The organism is Pseudomonas sp. BN607 (assembly GCF_029871175.1).
GTDB lineage: Bacteria > Pseudomonadota > Gammaproteobacteria > Pseudomonadales > Pseudomonadaceae > Aquipseudomonas.
Genome location: NZ_SSOE01000030.1, coordinates 141,956 through 166,956, shown reverse-complemented (window position 1 = coordinate 166,956; position 25,001 = coordinate 141,956). Strand labels below are relative to the sequence as shown.

Here is a 25,001-nt window from a genome sequence, read left to right as displayed (position 1 = left end):
GCATGGCTATTGCGCATGACATTTTCGCCGAGACTAACCCTGCCTACTGTGCTGCACTCTTGGCAACGTTTGTTGGCGGCTACCGCAGTCGTAACGGCACGGATCCCGATATCTCGCTCTGCTATGCAGCGCTCCCTCTGGCGATCTCCGGAGACCTTGCATCGACGTTTGACCGCACCGACCGCCGGACGGGTCTTCTGGAGTGGCTACGCAGAAGCCCGGCCATTCAGATCCGACTTGCAGACCGTATAAACGGTTCGCTCGATATCGTGACCGAAGCGATCCGCTTTGCCTGCTTCAGCCATCTGCTGACGATCGATACAGAGGGGCGATTGGTTCCCGGTGCCGAAGCTGTGCCGAAACATCTCCCGAAGCAGTTCAGCGAGAACACTCAGCAAATTTTCAAGAACATTGACCGCCTGGGCTGCTGGATAGCTTCGGCAGGTTCTACAAGGACGGCATTCGACATGATGGGCCTGGAGCTATGAGCCGCTGGAACATTTCGGACATTTTCTTCATCGGCGAAGGCGGAAGGGTTCGCATACTCGACCTGAAACCGGGAGAGGTGAACATCATCACCGGTGCATCCGGTACGGGTAAGTCGACGTTGATCAAGGCGATTGACTACTGCCTTGGCTCGAGCAAGTGTGAGCTAGCCGCCCATGTCAAACGCCACAGTGTTGCGGTTGGCTTGAAGTGGGTGATGGGTGACGCACAGATGATCACTGCTCGTCTGATTCCACCTGTAGGGCAGACCACCAGTACTCGAATGTTTGTGAGCAATGGGCGAGATCTTCCCATTCCTTGCACTTTGGAAGAGTTGCAGGGCGCCACCACGATCGCTGCCGGTAAGGCGTTCATCGAGCGGGCATTCGGCATCGGGGGCTTGCCAGAGTCCTCAAATGATCCAACAGCCCGCAAATGGCGGCCCAGTGTGCGCCATGCGACGGCGTACATGTTTGTCCCTAAGGATGTCATCTACAACGAAACGGCACTCTTGCATGGGCTTGATCAAGCCGACGAGGCGCTGAACATTATTGAAACCATGCCCTACTTCTTGGGTGCGGTGAACGAAAACACCGTGCTGCAGGAGCGGCGGCTGCGTGATCTTCGTAAAAAGCTTGAGAGCGAGGAGCGCAAGCTCAAGAACCAGCGGGGTACCAGCAGCGACTACAAGAAGTTCGCCATGCGGTTGTTGCTGGATGCTCATCACTACGGGCTGTGTGATTCCCCATCGGACACTGCGACCGAGAGTGAGCTGGAAGCTGCCTTGATTCGTATCAAGAATGCAGAGCCCGGAGCGGGCAAAAACCCAGAAGAGACCGAGCTGAGCAGCCTTTATACGCAGCGCCGTAGCCTGCTTGGCGATATCGAAAACGTCCGGCGTAAGTCCCGGGCGACCCGCAAGACTTTGCAGGATATGGTTGAGTTTGAGGGCGCGGTACGCCGACAGTACGAGAAACTGAAGATTGCTGAACATCTTCAGCCAGTGGCTACTGCATGTCCTGTGTGCGATACGCCGAGTGAGCGCGGTGTAGCGATTGCTGAGGCCATCCAACGCTCCATGAACATCGTGCGTTCAGAAACCGTGGCCGTCGAGAATGTCCGTCCACGGTTTGTGGAGCATGAAGACTCGTTGCAGATGGAGCTCTCCCGACTGAATCTCACGCTCAACGGTGTCGATGAGCGTATCAAGACGTGGATCAGGCAGAGCGAGGAAGCCAAAAAGCTAGACAGTCTTGCTCAGTACTGCGTGCAGCTGACGGGTAGAATTCAGCAGTTCATGGAGATCTACCCTTCTACGCCGATGCCTGGCCCCGACCTTGAGGTTCTGCGTGAGCAGATTCAAGCGCTGGAAGGCCTCTTGGATGGTGATTCCAAGCAATTCCTGGTATCCCGCGCCGAGCGCAAGATCTCTCAATATCTGTCCGAAGCCTTCGCTGTGCTACCGACGGTGAAGCCTTGTATCGGTGCTGAGCTTGAGTTCTCGTCCAAGCCGCCGGATATCGCGATCATCGAGAAGGACTCCGGCGCTGTGTTGAGGCTGCCTGATGCCGGCTCCGATGAAAACTACTTGGCCATCCATATCGCGCTTTCCTTCGCCATCCAGAAATACCTTGGCCAGGTGAACGCCCCAGTGCCAGCATTCCTTGCCTTTGACCAAATCAGCCGACCTTACTATCCACAGCGCGGGGAAGACGAATCTGATATTGGTGAAAATGAGGAGGTCTCGGCCATGCGCAAGCACTTGGACTTCTTGTTTACTGCGACTGCTGAGCAGAAGGGACTGCAAGTATTGCTGATCGAGCATGCATTCTTCGGTGATGACGAGCGCTATGTCGCCGCTACTCGTAAACGTTGGAACAAGATTTCGGGGGATGCACTGATACCCTTCGACTGGCCGAAAAGAGCGGATTCGCAGTGATGCGGTCGCTCGCACTCGAATGGTTTGGGGGCGGCTGGGAGTGAGTACATAAGCCAGATCCATAATTGACCGTAACAGAAGTCAGGTTGAGTTCGTGACCTGACTTCTATTGCGGTCAGTGAGTTTACGGTGCAGGCGCTTCCCAGTAGCCTTTGCGGATGAGCAGCGAGCCTTCCCTGTTAGCAGGCCCCCCGTGAATGTAGGCGCGAGATAGCCCTTGATTGAAGGTTTCGCAGCCGATTTCAATCTGCACGCAGCCGCTGCAGGAGTTGCCGACGTCCGTGCACACGGGGTCGAAGGCGCAGTTAAAGGCAAACATGCTTGCGTCGTCAAACCAGGACTGTAGGTAGTGCTGGAACAGGGTCAGCAGCCCTCCCGCGGTGTAGTTTTGGACTGACGACACGTACAGGATGACCGACAAATCCATGGGGATCAGGTATTCCTGGATGCTCTTGGAGTCATACCCGGTATGGCGTCGCGCAGTCAGCATGAGCGCATGGCTGATCGAGTGCAGCAGGTTGAAGGGGGCGCCTTCTTCAGGGTTGCGTGCCGGGATTTCCCTGGCTGCCTTGCCTGGGTGCATGGCCAGGACGTGATAGTGGCTCAGCAGGTGGGCGTGACTGCGAGCTTTATCACCGAGTACGTCGTCGCCTGGTGATTCAAGATATGCCGAGTCGATACACCACCTGAGTACCTTGCGAGGATCCAGACGGATCCACAAGGCTTCAGTTTTTGCCGACATCGCGTAGATCGATGTTTTACCTTTCATGCCCTCATCGACCCGATCGGCAAAGGCGTTGAGCACCACAGGAGGTGCCTCAGGGTTGATCGTCGGCGTGCTTCGCTCCCGTGAGTACCCCAGTGTAGCCAAGACCACTCGAAGATCGGGAATGTGAGTGATCGAATCGATCCCATAGCGTTCTTGAACGCTTTGCCACTGGATTGCCAGCAAGTCCTTTTGTGCGATATCCGCGGTTTCTTGGATCTCCTGCTCGATCGTCTTGCCTTGAACGTCGTGAGGCAAGAAGACTGCTTCGAGTGTGCGCCGATTGCCGACCAACTCGATCAGTGTGGTGAGTTCCGGGATGAGGTCACGTACCGTTCGGAAGCATCCGGAAGATGCGGCGAGCTTGCCCTCTATCTCGGCCACTTCCTTCCGAGCGGAGTCCAGTACGATCGTCATGTCGTCGTCATCTGCCGCCATGACCTCGAACTTCGCGATGCTGAGCTTTTTTCGCTCCAGCAGCGAACGCAGGGCAGCCTGTTCATCTGCATCACCAACGTTGGTCGAGAGCAGCAGGTCAAGCTTCTGCTCAAGCTCACGACCAGACAGCCGTTTTAGCAGCGCGAGCGCCACGCCCTCGGAGACATCCTGGGCCAAGCCCTCTGCGCCCTCTGGCGCGTTTTGCAGGCATTGCAGGAGGCTTGCAATGAGCTTGCCCCTATCTTCGCTTAATGCGATGTACTGGGTGCTCTGGGCATAGAATGATTCACCACTGGTGAGAGGCGTGCCGCGCTTCTGAATCTCGGCGCCGAACAAAGCGGTGCAGGCAGGGCAATCGTCCTGGTATGACCCCGACAGTTTCTCTCCGGTCTCCACGTCGAAAAACGAAGAGTGGAAGAACGTGCCCGCATCCTTGTAACCGATGTTGCTGGATCGACGGGCAGGGTGCGGGATGTGGACGGGGCTTGCGTACCCGCAGCGATGCACTGAAACGTAAGGGAGCTGGATCATTTCTCCCGAACAACCGCTGCGTTTGCAGGGGATGAAGCTCCTGCCGTTGTGCTGTCTGATCCGGGACTGCATTTTGGAGAGCGTCCGGTCCTCTGGTTCACGAGCATCGTAGTAATCGAGCACCTTGCATCGTTTGCAGGTGAGGATCAGCGGTGCTGGCGAGACGAAGATTTCTGATGGAGATTGGATTTCAAGTCGTTTCTTTTCCGCGGCGGTCATGAAAGTTGGGTCGACTTCTCCACCGGCGCTCTCCCAGTCGTGCACGAATGTCAGAACAGCTTCGCGCAACTGCTCCTTATCAACGCCTTCCAGCGCCGTTCCGCTGTTGTTGAGGATGCCCATGACGCGTCCGTACGCCTGGTTTCGCAGGCGGGTGTAGGCCCCTGGGAGGAAGGCTTCCCTGAATAGGCGGCTGCGGCTTACATATTCCTTGTCCATGCTTCCTTCCTCACCTGGCCATAGCCATGAATACTTGATCAGCCGCACTGTTGACCGGCTTGATCACAATCTGGTTTTCGATATCGCGGAATGAGCGGAAGGGGGCGTACCCGAAGATGTCACCTAAGGCGTCGCTCAGCGTTTGCTCGGTCTTGCTGCCTGGCCACCGCTCCAGCTCGAAGAATGCATTGTCGACCCGACCAACCAGGGCGGCGTTGAAGCCGGTGATGACCCGCGAGTCGAACGTATCGACCAACCCTGCTGGAATGCGCAGTGCATTGATCACAATGTTCTTGATCTCTGAGGCCGCGGCCTTGCCTTTGTCGCTTCGCAGCAACGTAACGAGGTCTTTCACCCTGTGACTCAAGTCGCCTCCCCAGCGTTGCTGCGGGGCCCAATTGAGCAGCACCGCGGACATCACGCCGGGTAAAGTGCGGTCGATGATGTTGGGCGCGAAACGGTTGATCGGTACCGAGTCCACCAGGCGATCAAGGAACGTGTGGTAATCACCGAAGTTCATGAACACGCCCGACTCGAACAGCTGGTGAGATGACAGCACGCAGAGCACAATGCCAGGGTGCACACGTCCACTTCGTGCAGAAGCCTGGATGTACTCTGCTGTCGATTTCGGCCAGCCTGCGACGATCATGAAGTTCAGTTCCGCAATGTCGACACCGTGCGACACTACGCTGGTGGCAATGATGTGCCGACAAGTGTCATCTGCACCCTTGGTTTCGACATGGCGAATGGCGTCGAGGATCATGTCCAGGCGGGTCTCGCCATCTAGAAGCCGTGCCTTACGCTCAGCACCGGTCTTGCTGTTGACCTCCTCCATGTAGCGCATGATCTCGGTGATGCTGCGCTTGCTGTTGGCATACACCAGATCAGTGTTCAGGTTTTTCTCGATGTAGAGCAAGGCATCTTGGCTCTGGCCGCTGGTTAGACCAATCGCCTTAAGCAGTTTCGCGTCCGCATGTGCAAGCTTATCCCGCCAGTCGTCTACCTGATCCAAAAAGCGAGAGCTGGCTTCAGCCACGGCTTTCATGGCCACGCGGCCTCGACCGATGGGGAGAATCCCGGCAAACCAGCGTCGAATCAGGTGGGAGCCTGTTTCATCATCCTTCGCTTTGCGGGCATAGAAGGACTCGCCTTGATTGACGCCCGGGGCTGGGAAACGAACGGCATTGCGCAGGTACAGGTGGTGAATGTGGTCATCGAAGTCCTTGATGGTCGCTGTTGCTGAAAGCACTTTGGGCGCACGACCGCCATGGCTGATTTGCAGTGTGCTGAGTAAGGTCTCGTAGTGGGCGTCGAAGTTACCCAAGGACTCTCGAAGCAGGTGCAGCTCGTCCTGTACCAGCAAGGAGAAGCCCGGGTCTTTCATGGGGGCTGTGGGCACAACCCTGATCGTGCTCGTACGGGTATTGTTGCCGCAATCCAGGGCTTCCCATTTTTCAGCGCGGTGCTCGATTCGGCGGTGTTCGCATTTGGATCGCTGGGAGAATCCGTGCTCAGGGCAGAAGTAACGTGCACCGCCAAAAAAGTTCACGAAACGATGGTTGTGACCGATGACGGCGAGCTTGTCCACTGTACCGACCAGGACGGAAGGCAGGTACCGATAGCACTCTTCATCCGAGACGTAGATACCGATCTCACCCCGTATGCCCTCGCCATGTTCTCCCGGTTCGGCCTGGCAGTTCGACCAGCACTCGGGGTTGCTGCAGACATGCTTGATACGCGCGCGAGCCATGTCGGTGGCAATGCTGATGGAGTCCGCGATACCGCAGTATGGGCAATCAGTGATGAATTGGTAGGACTTGAGGCGCTCATCGCTGAACGATGGCAGGAAGGCCTTCTGCACGTCTTCGCCATACGTACTACTGACCCGGTTTGGGGTACCTTCACCGGTGTAGTAGCCAATGGTGAAAGGCCAGCCGTTCAATCGCTCGCGCTGGCGCAGAATATTGGTTTGGGCGAGGACGTAGGATAGCCGTTGGAACTGCTGAACGGACAGCATCCGTAACGGGAATCTGAGCCAGGCAGTGGTGCCGAAATCACGCCCCTTCAGTCGGCCATAAAGCAACGCCATGCTGATGATGCCGAGGTAGGCTTCTGTCTTGCCGCCCCCGGTGGCGAACCACAGCACGTCTGCTGTTTCCATGCTTCCACGAAGCTCATCCGGCGTGGCGTGCCGTTCGTAGATCGACCGTATCTGCGAGAGAATGAAGCCGAGCTGGAACAGGTGCCATCCCGTGAACCGTTTTCCTTGGATCATGATGGCTGCGCCCATGGCTTCGTTCATCCACTGGAAGCATTGGCGCAGGTCGTCATGTTTGCGCAGGAGCTCAACACCGTCTCGGATTCGACGGGTCTCCTCCTGAAAGGCATCACGGTCAGCGAGAGCCACTTCCTTGTCTGCCATCAGACTGGCTGACTCCAAATCGCTGATTCGGGTTGCCCACTCCCCAAGGTAGCGCTCTTGGGTTTTCAGGAAGCTGTCGCACACCTTGAGTGGATCACGTGCGAGCATTTCATAGCTCGGCGCATAGTCCATATCCACTTCTTCGGGTGATGGGGCATCAACACGGGGCTGCGCGGAAGTCGGCATCCCATCCGTCATGAACAGCTTTTTTTCCACCTCAACGACTGCGCAGCTAATGCCGTATCCTGGCAATCCATCATCATCGCGGTAACGGTACTCTTCCGGCTGCAGGCGGTGAGGCACCTTGTAATTCTCGCCGGCAACGAGCTTGGTGAGAAGGCGAGCATCGAGCAGATAGGGCGCGTCGACACCAAATGCCCGAGCGTGGTCAGTGGTCGTCTGGTTCTCCAGGAACACCTCAAGCAGGAAGCTGCCCTGTGCGTTCGCGCCGAATGCTGATGGAGTCGGACGCAGACGTGCGCGCAGGTTGATTGAGTAGTTGAGGATCGCATTGCGGTCTTCGGCGATCTGCTCGTGTACGGTGCGGTTCAAGCTCGTCTGATCGAGCAGAGCGGTGTCGCTCCAGTTGTAGCCAAACCTCGCGTTGCCATTCGAATTTGTGTGGCAACGCCGCATGACCCGCGGATCGCTAACCCATCGCTGTTGTTCCGCATTCAGCACGGCGTTGATTGCTGCTTTCCCTGATACCCACTCGTTGGGCCTGCCGGGATCAAGATCCAGCATGATTGATGAGAAGCTCACCGTGTAGCGCTTGAACGCCTGGGGTAAGGTTTGCCCCCTTCTTGGCGAGCCTGCATCGAGTACCAGGTTCTTTTCAACACTACGCAAGTCGGGAATGTAGCGGTGCACCACGTCGAATTGGCCGCTCAGTTCACACTTGATCCAGCCTTCCTTGTCGGGTGAGACCAAAAGCACAATGCCGATCGAGTTTGGTGGTTGCGGCCCGGTATAGGCCGGATCTGGAGCTGCACCCAGGCAACCAACCAAACTGACGCGGCTGGGTTCGATGCCGTCGTACAGCTTGCCGTCTTGGGGCAGGACATCGACGTCTTTGTCGCTCAGTCGCAGGCGCATCTCATCAAGAAAAGCAGCCGTCAGGCCCATTTTTTCCCGGTAATTGAGAGCCATGATTCATCCTTAAGATTGTGTGGTTTCCAGATGCTTGCCGGCGTGATGGATGACGAGAAGCTTGTCATCGGCATCCCAGTCGAAATGAATGCGCAACGTCCGTGAGGGATCGCGCGCTTTTCCAAGGCAGAAGTGCCTGTCCATGTTCGCGGGTTTGCCTTTGTACTGGCGGTTGTCCGCGTACATGCCCATCGTCACCGCGGACATTTTGGGTACAAAGTCGATGCTCTCTTGCTTGAAATGCTCAAGCACATCATGGAGGCGGCCCGTGTTCGTGCTGTAGTGGTCGTACAGCTTGGTGGCCATCAATGACAAGCAAGCCCGGAATTTCGGGTGGTCACGGTAAACCGAGTCCCGCAGGGATTTGATAGCCGGGTTGGTCATGTAGATTCGCCCAGGATGCGCGTCCGTAACCCCTGAGGCGATGTCGATCAAGTCTTCCTCTTTCGATGAAATGGCTTGGGTAGTCGCCACGCGAATCGACTTCACCACCGCAAGTTCGATCATGTCGTCGAAGGCCCGTCCATCCAGGGTCAGTTCGCCGATCTCGACCGTGGTTGCACCTGCACTTCGTTCCAGAATGGCCTTGCGCAACTGTTTCCCCACCTGCTGGTGAGCAGTGCGTACGTGCTCGATGGCGTTAGCTACCAAAAGTGCAGCGTTCTCTGGGTTCTTTGCGCCGGAAAGGCGGGCGAATACGGTAACTGCTGCTCGGTCGCGGGGCCCATAGACCTTGTGGCGATACCAGTTGCCTACTGTTGCGTCGCAGACCTTCACCTTGCCCTTGCGCAACTGGGCTTGTACCTGGACGACCGTCAGTCGCGCAGAGACCGTGTCGACCATGGTTCTCCACCGGTTGGCGGCCCTGAGGAACTGCTGCATACCCTCCGAAAGAGCCACCATATCGAATAGCTTTTCTTGGGTGGCAATGCGCTCATCAGTGTGCCGGAGCAAGATGATGTGATCACCCTCACTCAGCTCGTCCGCAGGCGTTGGATGGATTTCCTCATCCCGAAGCACAAGCACCGGTCGTGTTTTGCTCCAGGGCAACTCGCTCTGCGAGTTTTCGAGGGAGATCCAGACCAGGTCTGGAGTCAAGGCCTCGCCACTTTGCACTGGAGCCGTAGGCTCAGCGGGTTGTTCCATGAGCATGTCCAACCAATTGCTGTAGTCCATCTCCAGTGGGATGGAGGCTTCTCGCTCTCTGGACGGATAGTGGCTGCAATCTGTGGTGTCGGTCACGTCCAGCGACAGGGACGGTGGAAGCGTATCGATATCGCTGCATCGACGACTGCTCCAGCCGAGCAGCCAGTGAGTCAGCTTGTCGCCATCGAGACGGCTCTGAACGCCGTGTTTTGCCCACCACAATTGCAACATGCGCTCTACAAATGGCTTTTCATACTCGTAGGTGGGGATGGTCAACCGGCGACAGGGCGTTGCCAGCCAATGCTGTCGATTTGGCCAAAGCATCCCCGTGATGATCACTTCATCGACAGCCCCGGAGAACTGTCGATAGGCTTTCACTCCGTCCATTGCGGTTATCTGAACGGTCTCGCTCCAGCCTTCGTCGAGTTCAGTGTCGAGCCAGTTCTCCAAGGCTGCTACTTCATGGGGGCTGCCGCACAGCACCAACGTATAGGCCTTGTTTGTGCAGCAGACTTTGAGGTGCTTCAGCAGCCAGCTCGCTTTGCCTGTAATGGACTGCATGAGCAGTTGATGCAGGTTTCTCAGCTGCTGAATCAGACCGCGGGAGCCCATTTCGGACTCACCAAATAGACAGCTTCCCTTCTCGGTGATTTGTAGCCACCGTTCCAGGCAGCGAACAGGAAAAAGTCCCGGTCGGGTCGCTGCCTGTAAGGCTTGCTCAAGATAGGAAAGGGGGACGGGCAATTCGTTTAGGCTGCGAAAGACTTTCCCGATGATTGCCAGCCGCTCTTTCAGCACGGCGTCCTTGCGATCCAGGTCACGGCGCAAGCCAAAGAAGCGATCAGCAAGCTGCGAGAGCTCCGTGTTTGCTCGACGATCCTGGATCACGTTCAGCATGAACTGAGGGTCGGATCTGGCAGGGGATGTCAGAGCCACTTTATCTTCAAGCCGCATCACCCATAGATGACTGCGTGTTCCGTTCGAGCGCATCCTCTCCAAGGCGTCGCTGTCTCCGAGGGAGAGCAGCGTGATTCTGGGGACGTCAGGGAAGCTTTCCGAGAGTGCGCTGTCTACGGCAGCGCTGTTTTCATTGCCTCCCCGCGTCCCATCCACGACCAGGACGAAGGGTTTGCTTCCTTTACCAATCGCCTCGACCAGTTCCATCACGTCCGAGGAGCCGTCCACGACCAGGGTTTGGGACGCGGATGCCTTGTTGCGCTTGAGGTCGGAAGTACGCAGTACGCGAGCGCGTAAAGCCGCCACACGCGAAAGGTCGTGGAAGCCTATACGGGGTCGGGAAATGAATACGATGTCCGGACACTGCTCCATGTTGCCGGGGTTGAGCCAGGGCGAGCGTATGCCCCCCTGCAAGGAATCCAGGCGGATTCGATGCAGATAGACCATCAGCCGAGTGATGCCTTCCCCGCCCATCAGTGGCAGTGCAATTGCCACTGACTGACCGTATTTCAGGGCGCGCCCGACCACCGCGAAACTTGCACACTCGGCTTCATCAGGCGCCGGCAACTTGATTGATGACCACGCTTCTGAAGCAGGATGGAGCAGTTCACCGGCAGGAACGGCGCCCCAGGCTCCTCGCATCACCTGCACCCAGTCTGATTGACTTGTTGTTTGCTGGGTCATGATCAGGCCTTGGCTTCATGAGGGGTATTGATGAGCAGGGCGGCCTTGATGCTCTGAGGGATGCGGTAGAAGTTCTTTTTCTGAACGCGGCAAGGCTCAATCAGGCGCAGACGGGTCAGCCAGCGAAGCGCTTGCTGTGGATCGACATCCCCATAGTCGTCCATTAGTTGCAGCTCAATATCCTCTTCATCAAAGCGTTCCTGCTCACAGAGCGCGCTCAGCACATGCCGCCCCCAGCTCACTGCGGTTACGCCGGTTTTGCCGAGGAATTCCTCCATGCTCTTTGGCTTGGCACTGAGTACCGAGGTATAGGCCGCACCGAAGCCGCTCACCTTGACCACATCTTGCTTCTTCTTCTTGGCAGCCAGCAGCCTATCCAGAGAGAAGTACCAGCCCTGGCTGTAGCTTTCCAGGGTATTAGTCGACGTGGAGGTATTCTCAAGGTTGAGCTTGTTCAGCAGATGAGCCAGTGCGGTCTTCTTCCAGATATCCAGGGCAATGAAAGGCTGCATGGTCTCCCGACCCTGGGTAAGCTGAGGGTTCGACTCCCACTGCCACAGGGCGCGTGGCGACATCAGGAAGATGACACGTACACGGTTGCGCTTGGCATTGGTGCTCAATCGCGCTTCGTGCGCTACGTCCAGCAGATCCAACATCATGCTGATCGGCTGCTCGCCGGTGATCTCTACAAAGAACATGATGTTCTTGCGAAGCGCCTGAACACCGATGACGCTTTCGACCAGTTGCTTCTTGAACTCGCTGGCGGAGCCGAGATCGGTGTCTTTCTTATGGGCTGGGACGTAGCGACCAGAATTCTGGTTGGTAGTCAGAGCAGGCTCTTCTTCCCCGATCGCCAAGAGAGACTCAAGCATCCAGTGAGGATCCAGCCCCAAGGCCTCCGATCCGGTGATGATGCCCACGGAGTAGTTCGACGAGCGTGCCTCAATAGCGCCAAACGTAGGCTTTTCGCGCACCTCTTCGCTGATGAGCAGTTTCTCGTCTCGCAGCGTGAGCGGGGAGGGGCGTGGTGCGTTAATCGGGTAGGCATGGGCGGACAATGGATCGTTCTCATTGATCGCATCCACAGCAACCAGCAGCTTGTCTTCAATGTTCTGCTGGCCACCAACCAGGTTCATGATGTTGGCGTTGCGCAGCGCATACTCCTTGCCTCCCTCGGTACGTCGCATGTACTGCAGTACGCCAAGGCCGCACAGTTCATCCAGGAACGCCTCAAACTGCGCATCGGTCATCGGCTCGAAGATGTGTGGAGCCCACTCTTGAACAATAAGTTTTGCGCGGCTGGGAGAGAAGCTACTGGTGCTTTGCGAGATCAGGCTATAGGCGATCAGCTTGTAGCGCAGGTCAAGGTTCAGCGTAATGTCGAATCGGTCGCAGATGAGCTGTCGAATGTTCGGATCTTTGCGGATCTGTTCAATGTCATCAGCGGTGATCATGACCGAGCCAACGCGGCCCTTGTGCCTCGCGTTCAGGGTCTGAATCAGTTCATGACAGACAATGTGGATCAGGCCGGGATGGCGGTTTGTCTCGACAAGAATCCTGTTCATGAGTAAAGGATTTTCGAACTCGTAGCCCAAATGCCCCAGTGGCTCGCGAATGAGCTGAAGCGCCTCGGCAGGACTCATGATCGATACCTGGATAGCGCTGCCGAGCTGGTGCAGCGGGTAGTTCGGGGCGTCAGCGAACCGGCGCACGTTTTCCAGGCCCGCGATGACGACCTTGAATCGACCGTTGCTGTTGTTAACCAGGCCGCTGAGCTCACGGAAAATCCGGAATCCGTTGGCAGCATCGAGCCCCAGGATCGGGTCGATCTCGTCGAGACAAACCATGAGTGCGTCGGGGTTGTCCTTGGAGAAGTAATCCCGCAGCTCATCGACCATGCCGTCAGCGTCAGAGGGATACGAGTTCTTGATCAGGCCACTGGTCACTGCAGAGTGGTAGATCATCTGCCAGACACGGTTCCGGTGTTTTTCCAGCTCATTACCGGAGAGGTTGGCGCGATCTAGGTCTCCATCCATCTGGTACAAGAAAGCATGGTGACGCTGTTCAGGGTTGTGGAACCAGCGCTGTGTTTCATTGAGCAGCGTTGTCTTACCCAGCTGGCGTCCACCAAAAATCATGGCGGCGCCATTGCGCATGGTGGTAAGCGACTTGATGTCGTTTTGGCGACCATAACGCATCTCCGGTGGTGCCGGCTGCATCTGGTTGCCGGTGTACGGGTTGCTGAACGTCCAAGGCAGGCTGAGCTGCAAGAAGGTCTTGAGCCGCTGGTGGTCGGAAACACCAAGGCCGGCGAGCATCGTCATCAGAACAGGGTCAACATGGAGCAGCGCATGCTTGTTCTGTTTTGAGAACTTGGCGAGTTCATTACGCTCTTCGTTCGAAAGCTCCTTCGCCGAAATCAGCACCGTCCGGTCGTGCAGGAACTGAGTCTGCTCGGTCAGCAGCGTGCGAAGCTCGCCGATCGTCCACTCGCCGTTGGCGAGCAAGATGTTGATAGCTTGCTCTTCCGATTTCTGGCTGAAGAACACGATCCCACGTCCTGTATCGCGTCGCTTCACGTTCAGGGTCAGGTGGGTAATGTGGCTTCTCGAAGAGAAGGTTGTGCGCTGCGAGATCGCACTGCTAAAGGCGGGCGTGGTGGCCTCAAGCCCCAACGCATGCAGGATGCGCACAAGCTCATCGTAGGTCGCTTTGTCCAACGTTTTGACGCGACGACGTAGGCTGATCAGATCCTCGATTGCCAGCTTGAAGCAGGAAGGCAAGGCGTCCAAAGACAAGCCGTTCACGTTCGCGCTTGAAAGGTGACGGATCACCTCACGCGGGTTGCGATGCTGACTCAGCATCGCGTGGAGCTGAGGTTCGAGCAAAAGGAATCGTTTGAGCAGTTCAGTGCCGGAATCGGTGTCGCTATGCAGTGCCTCGCCTTTTTCCAGTGAGTGCTTGAGGTGCTCAAGCATCTCCTCGGCGACAGTCGTGTCGTGCGAGTTGAGTGCTGATCGGATCTGCTCCTGCCACGTTGTAGGTACCCACTCCGTTCCGCGCTCGACCAAGGCCTGGTTGACCAGTGCATCCAGGGAGGCTTCAAGTTCCTGCTTCTTGGCCGTGAACTTGGTCACGATGCTCGACTCAAGGGCGTCCAGGCTGCGGTGAATCTCGCCCAGGTCATCCAGCGCTCTGAGGCTCTTGAGCTGATCTTGAAGGTGCTCTAGTTCACCGCGCAGTTGATAGTGGCGCTCATCGTCGATCAGTGAAGCGATGTTGGCATTGTCCAACAGCCCCCTCATCTGGTCGCTCCGCAGGTTGCACTGGCGAACCTCTTCCGAAAACAGGCGCTTGATTGCTTCGATGTTCTCCGTCATCGAGCCCTTGTAGACATCTTCATGGTTGAGCGTCAGAAGCAGGGCGTGTCGGAAGTTCTTTCGATCCAGCGCTTGGTCGGCGAGATCCAGATCGCTCATGCCGTTTTCAAGCAGGTGGGTCAGGTGCGCCAGTTGGTGATGAGCATCATCATCTGTCGAGGCGGCCAGCCATTCCGATGGCCACTGAAGCCAACCATTGAGTCGAGGGATCTCCCAGATCGAATCCTCGTGACGTTCTGCCACACTGTTGATGCGTCGCAGCACACTGATGGCAAGCAGCAATCCGGCTTGCTGCTCAGGGTCTTCGGTCTTCTGGAAGCGTTGCTCCAGGTGCGCACAAGCCGTCGTGAGCATCGTGAGGAAGCGCGGAGCGAACTTACTGACTTCACTGGTGCGCTGGCCTAACAGACTGTGGCTTTCGACCCAGCGGTCGGCAACGTCTACGATCTCGTCGATTGAGCGCAGGAACCAGTTTTTGGCATTGCCTTCGATCTGCGAAGCGGCGTTGCTTTCGTTCATCATCTTGAGGATTTCAGCCGTCATCAACCGAGACTGCTCATCCTTGTCTCGATACTGATCGGCAAACGCACGCACCTCATCTATCCGCGAAGGATCATCTTTGGTGATGCTCTCATACGCGAGGGTAAAGTCCTCACGTGCCAGGCACTCCTTCATCGCCTTACGTGCCGGGGCCCAGCCAGTCTGCTTGTTAAGAATGCGGTCTTGCCATTCAACGAGGCGAGCCGCAAGTCTTTCGCGCGCTTCTTTGTCGTTCCTGGTTGGTTGCTCCCGCAAGGTATCTATATCCATGCGAGTATTGTGGCTGGAGAAGCTGACCACTTCCTCGATCAGTCTGGCGACTGGGCCATCGAAGTTGCTGATGACCGAGGAGAGTAGGCGCGGTGCGTTCGTCATCATGCCAAAGAACAACGTCGGCTGAAGCGTGGCGGCGAAGACTAGATAAGGGACAACCCGACCGCCTGGACGTCGGTAGATCCAGCTCTCGATGATCTCAGAGGACAGTTGGTGCAGGTTCTGCTGAACCCGGGTGACGGTTGCGGAATCACCACGCCAGACATGCATGCCGTGGTAGGCCGCCTGAACCAATGGTAGCGACAGCAGATCACCCGCAACGCCCATTCGACCGGCGATCTCAAGGGTCTTACTGGCCAGTGGGAGCTCCCCACGCTTGAGCCACAGCATTGCAATGTTTTCCACCGCAATGGCGGGGATAACATCCATGGTCTGCTGGCAATGCTCAAGCCGCTCGCGGGCTTCCTGTGGATTATTGAAGAAATGAGAGACGTTGACTTCGTCTTCCACCGGTTCGGGTGATGTTTGCTCCTGCGCGATGTCATCGTCTGCAGAGTTGTCAGCCGCACCTGTGGTCGTGGTTGGCTCCTCAATGTCGGCAACAGGGGGAAGCGCGGGCTCGTCCGCTACAACGATCTCAGGCTCATCTATCGGCTCGGGAGCAGGTTCAGGTGCAGCAGACTGTTGTGGCTCGTCAGAGACACCAGACGCTGGGTCATCTGGGGTCACTTCATCCGCAGTCTGTTCCGTTGGTGCAATCTCAGGTTGCTCATCAACAAGGGCTGCGCTTTCTGTATCGGAATGATCGAGGATGGGATCATTTACCCGGCCATCCGACAGTGAGTTTGACCATGCCTTGAGAGCCACCTTGGCTGAGGGGTGGAAGGCCTGCGATGTCAGTGCAAATTCTTCGTCGTCTGCTGAAAGCATTTCGAGCTGGTAACCAGGCGGCAACAGCAGATCCAAGCCCTCCTGTTCCACTTCTTGATGCTGCCTGTTGTTCTTGGCACGATACTCTTCTGCCTCGGTGATCTTGCTGCGCAGATCGCCTTTCTCGCGGAAATTGGCAGTCTTGAGTTTCTCTGTAAAGTCTGTCAGGTCGCTCTCGATTTGAGCACAGAGCGCTTCTGTCTCTGCGAGGCGAGCCTTGATCTCAACCGAGTCTGTCTCTTTCTCTTCGGTCAAATCAGCCAGGAAGGATTCAGGCACCTCATCCTTCAGACGTTCGTTGAAGTACTCCAACCAGGCCGCTTTGAAGGCCGACAAGAATTCGTCATCCTCGAAGTCTTGCAGTGACAGCTCGCGACCTATTTGGATCAGGACGTCGATGCACTCACCCAAAATCTTGCGAATGGTGTCCTCTGAGAGCGAGTACTCCTCCCTTAGGCGAGGAAGGTTTGAGGTGATCAGAGACTCAATCTGCTCGGCGTAACGGAGATTGCCGGCATCAGTTTTAGCCTGCTGGGCTAGCTGGAACAGTTCGGCGTAGAGGTCGTACAGGGAGAGTGGGGCGGACGAAGTTGCAGATGCCAACGATGGCTCGATGGTGCATTCGGCTTGATCTGCTTCATCTTCCGAAACCATCACGCCTTCCTGCCTGGCTTTTCTTTCGTCAGCCAACAGGGTGGTGTAGTGCTTCATGAGATCCGGTTGGCGCGTCACGAAAACGCCAAGGAGTTCGTTACCAAAGGGAGTGGCCACGGCATACGCGCCGTCAGCGAGTGCTTGTCTCTGATCACTGCTCAACTCATCCCAGTTGGCCAGTTGATCCAGCAGGATTCCCACTATGCCGCCCAACTGCTTCAGGTATGTACGACCCCTGATGAATTCTCGTAAATCGACATCCCAGCTCTTACCCTTCTCGACCCAATCGAGTCGGTGGTGGAGCATGGTGTCCAGCGTATCCTGGTCTTCTGGATCAAACTGATCGAAGCGCTGGGATACTTTGCCTGCTGGATCGTACCAGGCTGGATCGATGTCGTTAAAAATGACCCGTTCCCAGCTTCGGTAACCGTCGATTTTCTTAGTCTTGTTGAGCAAACGCTGCTGGGCGTTGTAGAGGTCTTTCACCAAGAGCTTCAGGCGCCCGCTGGAGGTCTTTTGAAAGTCCATCACCCGTGCACCTGGTTTCGCTTTCGCTTGCTCCTTTCGGCGAAGGTGCCGTGACATGCCAAGCATCTTGTCCAGCACGGACGGATCGGGTTTACCGTCAGAATTGAGCATGGTTTGATCTGGAAACCCGATGCCCTGGGCAGAAAACTGATCAACGAGAGTCAATTCAACTTCAGTAGTACAAATCAGATTTGGCATTTGATGTCCATATCAGATGAGGGTGATGGCTTGCCTGCTCGGCGCATTGAGATCACCTCTTGGCGCGGAACAGTGCAAACAACCTGAATAAGTCGATTACGAAATAGATACCGAGCGTAATGGCTGAAAGCTACTACAAGGGCGAGCGGTCTGCTAGACACGTCTGTCGTCACGTAGGAGTGCGAAGTGATAGTGAGGTCATGGAGTTGTAAAATTGCGTGTCAGGAGGGGAGCATTTATCGGCAATGCGTGTTATGGCCAAACGCTACAGCATCGGTATGACGCCCATATTTTTCCCCAAAGGCGCTCAAGGAAAGCCACCTCGGTGGGCAACCTCACTTGGCCGATGTACCGCGTCAGATCTCAGTCGCTCGGGGGACAACAAACGAAGATCCTCAGGGCATCGGAGGTCGCAGAGAAAGGAACGGGTTATCTGGAGGAGGCGGCAGACCAAGGAGATTCACGTCACGCAGGATGTAGCCGTTGAGGGATGTGGTTTTCCGCGGGCCTCGTACAGTGCAAGTCCAAATGTTCTGCCTATTAGGCTTTCTCAGATGAGCATCTAGCTTTTCAAAGTGATGTTGGATTCGTCGCCAGGCGTCGCTTTGAGAGTCTGCTTCGGCTGACTCGGGGTGTTCGGCGGCGTAGCGTTGGAAAATGCCTGGGGTGACTAGGAAAAAAGTGCCTTCTACGGTATGGACCTTGGCCTTGCTGTCGTTGATCACTAAGCGATGTTTGAGAACTCCTTCGCGGAGCCATTCGAGGAAGGCCAGCCCCTCGGGATCCTTGGGTGACGCAGTGGTGGATTGCAGGCTTCCCGCGCTTGGTCCAATTTCGACCTCGCTTGGTTCTTGCAACATGTCCATCAAATCGTCGAGATAGTCAAAATCCTGGTTCTGGTGCTCGGATACGGGCTGGTTTTTTTCCGGCGTTGGTTGCGATCGATCCAAAGTCGACTCGTAGGTTTCACCGGCCGGCAGAGGATGTTTCATCATCGGTTCAACCGTTCCTTTAAAGTAGTCTGGCCGGGGGGCATCGGCCCAGATCAGGCTCGGTTGCAGGCGGAGAAAAGTAAAGCGATGTTGCCAGTCATCGTCTGTTACGTTGGCATTCCATACCGCTTTGCCCTCAGGTGTCGCATCCACCAATCCATGCGACTGCAGTTCATCGAACAAGGCGATGTTGGAGGAGGGGATGCCATCCACGGTCTGAGCCAGCAGGTAGGCGCGCAGTTTGTCGGTGGCGGTTTTACTGACCAACCACAGATGGTCTTCGGTGAGCCAACCGGCTGCACCGGGCTGGTTGAATTTGAACTCGTTTTTAACCAGGTGACGCAGGCCCGTGAGCAGGTGATGCTGCAACGAGTGTTTAGGTGCCAGCAGGGCCTTAGTGGGGTTGGCGCCGATGTTCTGCGCGGTGGAGACCCGGTCCGCTTGCAGCACCAGTTCCCCGAGGGTACCGGCATTCTCGTAGTGGTTGGCCAGCAGAAACAGTAGGTGGCCCCACAGGAGTGGATAGCTGCTGAGCCAGTCGAGCTGGAGAGGCGTCAAAATCCGTGTGTACAGCAGCCCCGTGGCGGCGCTGTGCAGCTTGTAGTCGCGGCCGGCCAGGTAGCGAAAACGATAGGGCTGGGCCAGAGGACCGTGCCACGGGTGCCATACCTCACCATTCTGATACTCCACCTGCAGGTCGACGGCAATCTTGCCAATGTCATGGAGCAGGGCGCCGTAGGCAATCGCCGCGCTCCAGGCGTCGGCCTGCGCGGCCTGGTCTTCTGGCGCGGCGCCGCTGGGTAGCAGGTACGATTGGCGCAACTTCAGGCTGCAGGCCATCAGCTCTAGTCCATGGTCGAGCATGCCGCCCGGGTAGGCATGGTGGTGACTTTCGCTGGCAGGGAGTTGCTGTACATAGGCGGCGTAGCGGCGGATCGGGTCAAGGTAGAGCTGATTGAACTGCGGCTCGGAGAGCGCTGTGTATTGCCAGATGCGCTCCAGCAGCTTTTTCCGGTGGTCGGCACAGAGCAGGGATTCAGCGGGGAGCGGGAGGAGAAACCCCTCGGGCGCTGCAGCAAGCGTGGGCTCCGCGGCATTGCCTTTTTGATGTTTGAACCACCAGCGCTTCATCGCATTACCTGCTTTGCATTCAGAAGGTCCTTTTGCCTTTTCGGATAGAGCTCTTACCCTTGTGCCCCCTTCCATTGCTGCCGTTATCCTTTACCCTCTAGGCCCTTTTCGCGAACGCGTAAATTCGAAGCTTGGCGCATCGGGTTACGTGTGGTGCGGGAATGGCCTGTCCTTTTTTCGGGAGGTAGACTGTTCGGCACTATTTGGGGGAAGGTAGCCTGATGACGTTGAACGATGCCATTTTAATCGTGCTACTGGCCGACCGGATTCATGGGACCGATGCTGCCATTCGATCAGCAGCCAAGCGCTGTGCGAAACAGCTGCCACGCAGTCAGCGCGACATGTTGTTCAAGATCGGCAACAGTGCTGCACCTCGTGAACTAGTGGGCCACCTTTGCCAGTTTTTGCCGGACTGATTAGTCACATAGATATGTGAACATGGAAGGATGAAAAGTTAGCTGAAGAGCCAATTCACGCTCGGCTAGTACTTGTGCATCAGGTAATATCGGCTCACATGCCCCAACCCTAGGAAAGATTTCACATGTCCAAACTTGCCGAATTCAAAGCACTGGAAGCTCAACTGGCTGCTCAACTTCAACAGCTGGACGCGATGAAAAACGATTCCGGCCTGAAGCAGGAAATCGAGTTCGAACAAAAACTCAAGGCCTTGCTGGATCAGTACGGCATGAACCTGCGCCAGGTCATCACCATTCTTGACCCGTCCAAAGGCGTGAGCGTGACCACTTCCAGCGCCTCCACCGGCGCTCAGCGCAAGCCGCGTGAAGTTAAACGCTACAAGCATCCGCACAGCGGCGAGATCGTCGAAACCAAGGGCGGCAACCACAAGATCCTCAAGCAGTGGAAGCAAGAGCACGGCTCGGATGTCGTCGAGAGCTGGCTGCAGTAATCACTTGCTCAATTGCAGCGGCCGATGGTTGGCGTTGCAGGTAAAACAAAGGCCCCGGTTGGGGCCTTTCTATTGAAGGTGAAAAGTTATGCCGTGAGCCGTTCCGTTGCCTCGGTAGCCTGATCCGGCATCAGCGCCAACAGGTACTCGGATGCCTCTCGCGCCAAACCGCTGGCGCGGAAGATGGCCCGCTTATCTTCCTTGAGGATCTTCAACCAGGACGCCAGGTACTCCTCGTGGCGCAGCTCGCCCTGGGTGCCGGTGAGGGCGCAGAGAAATGCTGCACCCATCTCCGCGACCAATTCCTCGAAGGCGTAGGCTGCAGAGCCAAAGGCGTGACCGCCCGTGATGCCTTCCCGGTTGAGGCGGGAGTGGTGACCCGACCAATGCGTCAGCTCATGCAGCGCGGTCGCGTAGTAGCTGCCGACGTCCACGAACTGGGCCTTGGTGGGCAATTGAATGAGATCCCGGATCGGTAGATAATCGTCCACGAACTGGGCCTTGGTGGGCAATTGAATGAGATCCCGGATCGGTAGATAAAACGCGGAATCACCATACCGATGCTCGATGTGTGCGCCGCTGGCGTCCAACAGTCGCTCGGCAGGTGCATGATCGATGAACGCCATCGTATCTTCACCTTCGTCGTTCTGCTGTTCCTCGATGGGTAGTCCCTCGGTCTGCTCGATGTTGAACAGGCAATGCGTCCGCAGTAGCGCGAATTGCACCATCTTGACGTTGCCTTGCTCATCACGGACGACTTGATCGTCTTCGTCGTGTGCTTCCTTGCTCATGGGCTTGTACAGTACTGCGAGGGTCGATTGCTCGCCCTTGCGTACGTGGCCACCAGCTTTGCGGGCCTGGTTGTAGGTGAGCCAGCGATCCTGGCGGTACCCGCGCAGGCGGGCTTCGGCCCATAGCAGGGGAATGTTGATGCCGGCGTAGGGGCGCCGGGTGATCGCGTTGATCGGGAAAGGTGCGTCAGCACTTAAGCCAGAAGTGGTCCAGGGTTTGATCCAGGGGATGACCCCTTGGCTCAGGGCACTGACAATCTTGTTGGTGACGTCCAGGTAGATATCGGACATGACGTTCTCCAGTCAAAGAGGGGGAACGCTGCCCGGCCGGGAAGGGTTCCCGGTGGGGTAAGTGGACAGTGGTAATGCGGGTGTTCAGGCCGATGAGATGTCCACACCGATCTCATGTGGCAACCTGATGTGAAGAAAAACCGGGCCGGTTTCTGGCGTGATGTGAGTTACCTGAAAATGAGAGGCTGTCACCGAGGAGCGTGATTTGCGCTGGGAAGCTTGATCGAGTAGCAACTCGAGCGACTGGCGCAAGTGATGATCTACCGAAGCCAGAGCGATGCCCAGTACGGCTTGTAAGCGCTGTCCTGATTGCTCAACTGCGTCAGTAGCCGTTTCAACCTCGGCGATGAATTGCCATACCCCTGGGCTCAGGACAATGGCGGGTAAGGAGCGGGTTTTTCTGGACACTGGTGCCTCCCGGGAGCTGATCCTGCGATGGCCTCCAGGAGCATTCCGGGTTAGTTCCATCGCCACAACGCTCACTGAAAACTGTGCGTGTCCAGGCATTAAAACGCGCTTGCTTGTGGGGTCAATGCCTAATCCAGACTGGCTAGCAGGTCGAGTTTCCAGCCGCTTCCAGCGAAGGTTTTCCATCCCAAAATTTCAGATGAATGGCTCGCTGCTGTGGGCGTAGAGAGTGAAATGAGCGATATCCCAGAGAGGCACAAACTCGTGCTTCCCTGGAACATCGCATGTGTCTCCAGGGCAGTCAGGATTTCCCGGGCAGGGCAATCTCAGCAGCGATGTACAGGTGCGTGGATGTTGCCTCAATCACCAATGCCCCGCCGGTGCCGCGTAGGCTTTCCAGAACGGGATCATCAAGGTCGAAGTACTCGGCAAAATCGTCGCCACCGAATTCACTGTGTGCGCGACTCCACCAGGCGTCAAAGTCGTCGACGTCAGGGTTGCAGCCCATGGCGTAGGCAATGTGTTTGCGGCTACCTCCGTCGGGTTTGCTTTCGCCGAACTCGGACATGAGGTAGACACCGTGGTCTTTGACCAGGATGACTCGGCAGCCGATGACGGCCGCTTCGGTCAAGACAGCATGAAGTTCAGTTCCTGTGAAGCGCAACATGGTGAGATCCTCCAGGCAGTGCGGAGGAATGCCACCCATGCGGGAAGAATTCCCAGCACGGTGGAAAAGGAGCTTCAACGGAGCAGGGTTCAGTGAGGCCGATGTGAAAGAGCGCTCATCACCGCGGGAGCGGTAACCGGGCGAGCCACCGAACGCTAATCGCCCTTGGGACAACCGTCACGGGAGTGACGTGGCCTTGAAGGTTGAGGCCACCTGGGTGCTGGAATTCCAGCGCTTGCATGTCTGGTTTATCAAGCGAGTTGGCATAGCGTCAATGGTGCTTTTCAGCAGGGTGCACTGCGTCAATCCATGCAATGCCACTGACGATGACCAGCGTAAACCAAGTGATCAACGGTCATGGAAATCAGTGGGAGAGGAGTAAGCTAGAGCTTGGATCCAAACTGTCTGTAGCGGTTTGGCCGCAAGTGCGGTGAAGTAAACGGAGGTACGAAAATGACGGCCCAAGCTACTTCAAACTCCAGCCGTACTCCATTCGGCAGGTACTTGATTTGTGCCGCAGGTCGAGCGGGCCGATTGGTGAATCAGCTAGAAGCCAGCGTTATGCACTCAGCGATTTTGGCGAGCGTGCCGCTTGGGTATCGCCGGCTCGGTATGCAGACTGTTAAGTTGATTCTCTTGCTTGCTTTCGCATCAGTCGCATTCATCCTGGCTATCGGAATGGTTGCTCTGTGGGCCATCGCGGCGCTGCCTATCAGTACTGATAGGCAACCTCGGATACATGAAATGAGTCACCCTCGACATCATCTCAGATATCCAGAAATGTACGATGACGATGGCACCCCGAGGTAAGCAGTCATTTCGATTTGCGGGCTGCCGACATTAGTTGCGATGTCCCTTTTTCAGCCTGTGCCTGAGCCCCTTCCGTTGCGCGCGTCAAGAGAGTTTGGACGCCACTGCCCACGTTGTATCCAGCCCAGCTCATTACGCTGAGGAAAAACATCGGCAACACCACAAACATTACTCCCATCACATACTCGATGACTTGTGCAGTGACCGTCCCATCCATGAACCCTGCTGTTGGCAATGACATTAGCGCTTGGTCCGTGGCAGAGACCTGGTGGTACAGCGTGTCGAGCATGCTCGAGTCGATCCAGCGGGCCAGCTCCCACCAAAACGTCAGCATGTGCAGCGTGAACAGCGCGAATGTGATCGTCATCAACGCCTTTAGCTGGTAGGTGCTGATCAGCAGCACCAGCGGCAGGCAGATGATCGTACCCATGATCAGAAAGGCCTGCACCATCGGCAGTGCAGCGCGTAGCGCATTCATCGCCGGGAAATTGCTGAAGGAGCCCAGTGCTAGGCCGGTATTGGTAGCGAGGTTGTTGATCCCTTGCGTCAACGAGCCGCCTCGCGCACTACTGCCGTAGTCCTGGAACACCTGGCCAGGGGCCATGCTCAATGACTGCTGGCGCGGGCTCACCAATTCTCGCAGGGTGGCGTCTTCGATTTCGGCAGAGCTCCGACCGGTCAGCCAGCCACGCAACTGCGTGAGCAGATTAGGATCGACCTTGGCGACCAGGCGATCGCGCAAGCCGACTGTGGCATCACTCCACCATTGCTTGCAGGTCGGGTAACCTGCTCCGTTGTCCACCTGGGGCAGAGAGGTATCTCGCGTCTCGTTATATGGCCAATCAACCCGAGGCGTGCGCGAGCGATCCGTGTCGTAGTAACCCGGCGTGTCGAGTAGGTAAGTCGAGCCAATCCAGGACGCATCGTAGCTCTGCGATTCGTCCAGCTCGGGGCGGTTGGTAAATAGTCGCGAGCGCGAAAAGCCATAGCAGTCGCGAGTAAAGTCGGCGACCTCCTGCAGTAGTACCTGGTCATTGATCCGCGAGCTGTCAATCTCCATGCGCATTGCACGAATGTCGGGTGCGCAGGGAATCGACGCTGTGGCAGCGGCGGTGATGCCCTTGCTCATGGCATGCACCAGGTACCACCACACCGGCACGTTGGCGGATTTCTCGCCGATGGTATTGAAGGTGGTTCCCCAGGCCGTGTCGGCGGGCTTGGCCATCGACACGCCACAGCGCTGGCTCGCCGCATCGTCGAAGGTCACGGAGGACAGGTTGAGCGGGAAAAACGGCATGCAACCAAACAGGATGACGACGTAGCTCATCCACAGCCGGTTCTCGACGCGGGGGATCGACAGCAAGCCCTTGTTGCCCTCGTCGGCCCCCTGTTGGCGGGCGGATAACCACTCCTGCAGGATAATCGCCCCAAACGGCGCAGCGAACAGCCCGGTGTCCGCCAGCGTGTTCCAGATGCCGTTGTTGATGATCCACGCCAGCAGCGACAGGTAGTATTCGAGGTAGCTGTTGGTGCTCATGTTCATGG

The 25,001-nt window shown here is 56.7% G+C and carries 13 protein-coding genes; 4 read left to right on the top strand and 9 right to left on the bottom strand.

The window, feature by feature from the left end:
• Positions 1 to 2: 2 nt before the first annotated feature.
• Both E8E68_RS08380 and E8E68_RS08375 read left to right on the top strand, forming a co-directional pair.
• A complete protein-coding gene (locus tag E8E68_RS08380; protein ID WP_280340645.1) occupies positions 3 to 488 on the top strand; it encodes a three component ABC system middle component in 486 nt (161 codons plus the stop codon).
• The gene (locus tag E8E68_RS08375; RefSeq protein WP_159266731.1) at positions 485 to 2,425 is read left to right on the top strand and encodes a DUF3732 domain-containing protein; all 1,941 of its coding nucleotides are present in this window, start codon (positions 485 to 487) and stop codon (positions 2,423 to 2,425) included. The genes E8E68_RS08380 and E8E68_RS08375 overlap by 4 nt, the downstream gene beginning before the upstream one ends.
• Before the next feature lie 124 nt (positions 2,426 to 2,549).
• Here E8E68_RS08375 and E8E68_RS08370 read toward each other — a convergent pair whose 3' ends face one another.
• The 5 genes from E8E68_RS08370 to mobH form a co-directional block, all read right to left on the bottom strand.
• Positions 2,550 to 4,598, bottom strand: coding sequence for a hypothetical protein (locus E8E68_RS08370; protein WP_159266490.1), 2,049 nt, complete (start codon positions 4,596 to 4,598; stop codon positions 2,550 to 2,552).
• A 10-nt stretch (positions 4,599 to 4,608) separates the two neighbouring features.
• A complete protein-coding gene (locus tag E8E68_RS08365; RefSeq protein WP_280340643.1) occupies positions 4,609 to 8,169 on the bottom strand; it encodes a helicase-related protein in 3,561 nt (1,186 codons plus the stop codon).
• Between the two features lie 9 nt (positions 8,170 to 8,178).
• Positions 8,179 to 10,956, bottom strand: coding sequence for a hypothetical protein (locus E8E68_RS08360; RefSeq protein WP_280340641.1), 2,778 nt, complete (start codon positions 10,954 to 10,956; stop codon positions 8,179 to 8,181).
• Between the two features lie 2 nt (positions 10,957 to 10,958).
• Positions 10,959 to 17,459, bottom strand: a complete 6,501-nt coding sequence (locus E8E68_RS08355) for a procyclic acidic repetitive family protein (RefSeq protein ID WP_280340639.1) — start codon at positions 17,457 to 17,459, stop codon at positions 10,959 to 10,961.
• A 395-nt stretch (positions 17,460 to 17,854) separates the two neighbouring features.
• Positions 17,855 to 19,582, bottom strand: coding sequence for a MobH family relaxase (mobH, locus tag E8E68_RS08350; protein WP_280340637.1), 1,728 nt, complete (start codon positions 19,580 to 19,582; stop codon positions 17,855 to 17,857).
• A 221-nt stretch (positions 19,583 to 19,803) separates the two neighbouring features.
• Here mobH and E8E68_RS08345 point away from each other — a divergent pair, with 221 nt between their 5' ends.
• Together E8E68_RS08345 and E8E68_RS08340 are read left to right on the top strand one after the other, a co-directional pair.
• A complete protein-coding gene (locus E8E68_RS08345; protein WP_013972276.1) occupies positions 19,804 to 19,998 on the top strand; it encodes a hypothetical protein in 195 nt (64 codons plus the stop codon).
• A gap of 125 nt (positions 19,999 to 20,123) precedes the next feature.
• The gene (locus tag E8E68_RS08340) at positions 20,124 to 20,489 is read left to right on the top strand and encodes a histone-like nucleoid-structuring protein, MvaT/MvaU family (protein WP_013972277.1); all 366 of its coding nucleotides are present in this window, start codon (positions 20,124 to 20,126) and stop codon (positions 20,487 to 20,489) included.
• Between the two features lie 86 nt (positions 20,490 to 20,575).
• Here E8E68_RS08340 and E8E68_RS08335 read toward each other — a convergent pair whose 3' ends face one another.
• From E8E68_RS08335 to E8E68_RS08320, 4 genes are all read right to left on the bottom strand, one after another.
• Positions 20,576 to 21,571 (bottom strand): zincin-like metallopeptidase domain-containing protein, encoded by a 996-nt coding sequence (locus E8E68_RS08335; RefSeq protein ID WP_280340634.1) that lies wholly within the window; start codon positions 21,569 to 21,571, stop codon positions 20,576 to 20,578.
• 84 nt (positions 21,572 to 21,655) lie between these two features.
• Complete coding sequence (locus E8E68_RS08330) at positions 21,656 to 21,979, bottom strand: hypothetical protein (protein ID WP_159266486.1); 324 nt, start codon at positions 21,977 to 21,979, stop codon at positions 21,656 to 21,658.
• 301 nt (positions 21,980 to 22,280) lie between these two features.
• Positions 22,281 to 22,646 carry a DUF3085 domain-containing protein gene (locus E8E68_RS08325; protein WP_280340632.1) on the bottom strand — a complete coding sequence of 122 codons (366 nt, stop codon included), beginning with the start codon at positions 22,644 to 22,646 and terminating at the stop codon, positions 22,281 to 22,283.
• A gap of 814 nt (positions 22,647 to 23,460) precedes the next feature.
• Complete coding sequence (locus E8E68_RS08320) at positions 23,461 to 24,999, bottom strand: conjugal transfer protein TraG N-terminal domain-containing protein (RefSeq protein WP_280340630.1); 1,539 nt, start codon at positions 24,997 to 24,999, stop codon at positions 23,461 to 23,463.
• Between the last annotated feature and the right edge of the window lie 2 nt (positions 25,000 to 25,001).

Coding starts and splice junctions, on each gene's coding strand:
- E8E68_RS08380 (WP_280340645.1), top strand. CDS start 3: ATGGCTATTGCGCATGACATTTTCGCCGAGACTAACCCTGCCTACTGT.
- E8E68_RS08375 (WP_159266731.1), top strand. CDS start 485: ATGAGCCGCTGGAACATTTCGGACATTTTCTTCATCGGCGAAGGCGGA.
- E8E68_RS08370 (WP_159266490.1), bottom strand. CDS start 4,598: ATGGACAAGGAATATGTAAGCCGCAGCCGCCTATTCAGGGAAGCCTTC.
- E8E68_RS08365 (WP_280340643.1), bottom strand. CDS start 8,169: ATGGCTCTCAATTACCGGGAAAAAATGGGCCTGACGGCTGCTTTTCTT.
- E8E68_RS08360 (WP_280340641.1), bottom strand. CDS start 10,956: ATGACCCAGCAAACAACAAGTCAATCAGACTGGGTGCAGGTGATGCGA.
- E8E68_RS08355 (WP_280340639.1), bottom strand. CDS start 17,459: ATGCCAAATCTGATTTGTACTACTGAAGTTGAATTGACTCTCGTTGAT.
- mobH (WP_280340637.1), bottom strand. CDS start 19,582: ATGAAGCGCTGGTGGTTCAAACATCAAAAAGGCAATGCCGCGGAGCCC.
- E8E68_RS08345 (WP_013972276.1), top strand. CDS start 19,804: ATGACGTTGAACGATGCCATTTTAATCGTGCTACTGGCCGACCGGATT.
- E8E68_RS08340 (WP_013972277.1), top strand. CDS start 20,124: ATGTCCAAACTTGCCGAATTCAAAGCACTGGAAGCTCAACTGGCTGCT.
- E8E68_RS08335 (WP_280340634.1), bottom strand. CDS start 21,571: ATGTCCGATATCTACCTGGACGTCACCAACAAGATTGTCAGTGCCCTG.
- E8E68_RS08325 (WP_280340632.1), bottom strand. CDS start 22,646: ATGTTGCGCTTCACAGGAACTGAACTTCATGCTGTCTTGACCGAAGCG.
- E8E68_RS08320 (WP_280340630.1), bottom strand. CDS start 24,999: ATGAACATGAGCACCAACAGCTACCTCGAATACTACCTGTCGCTGCTG.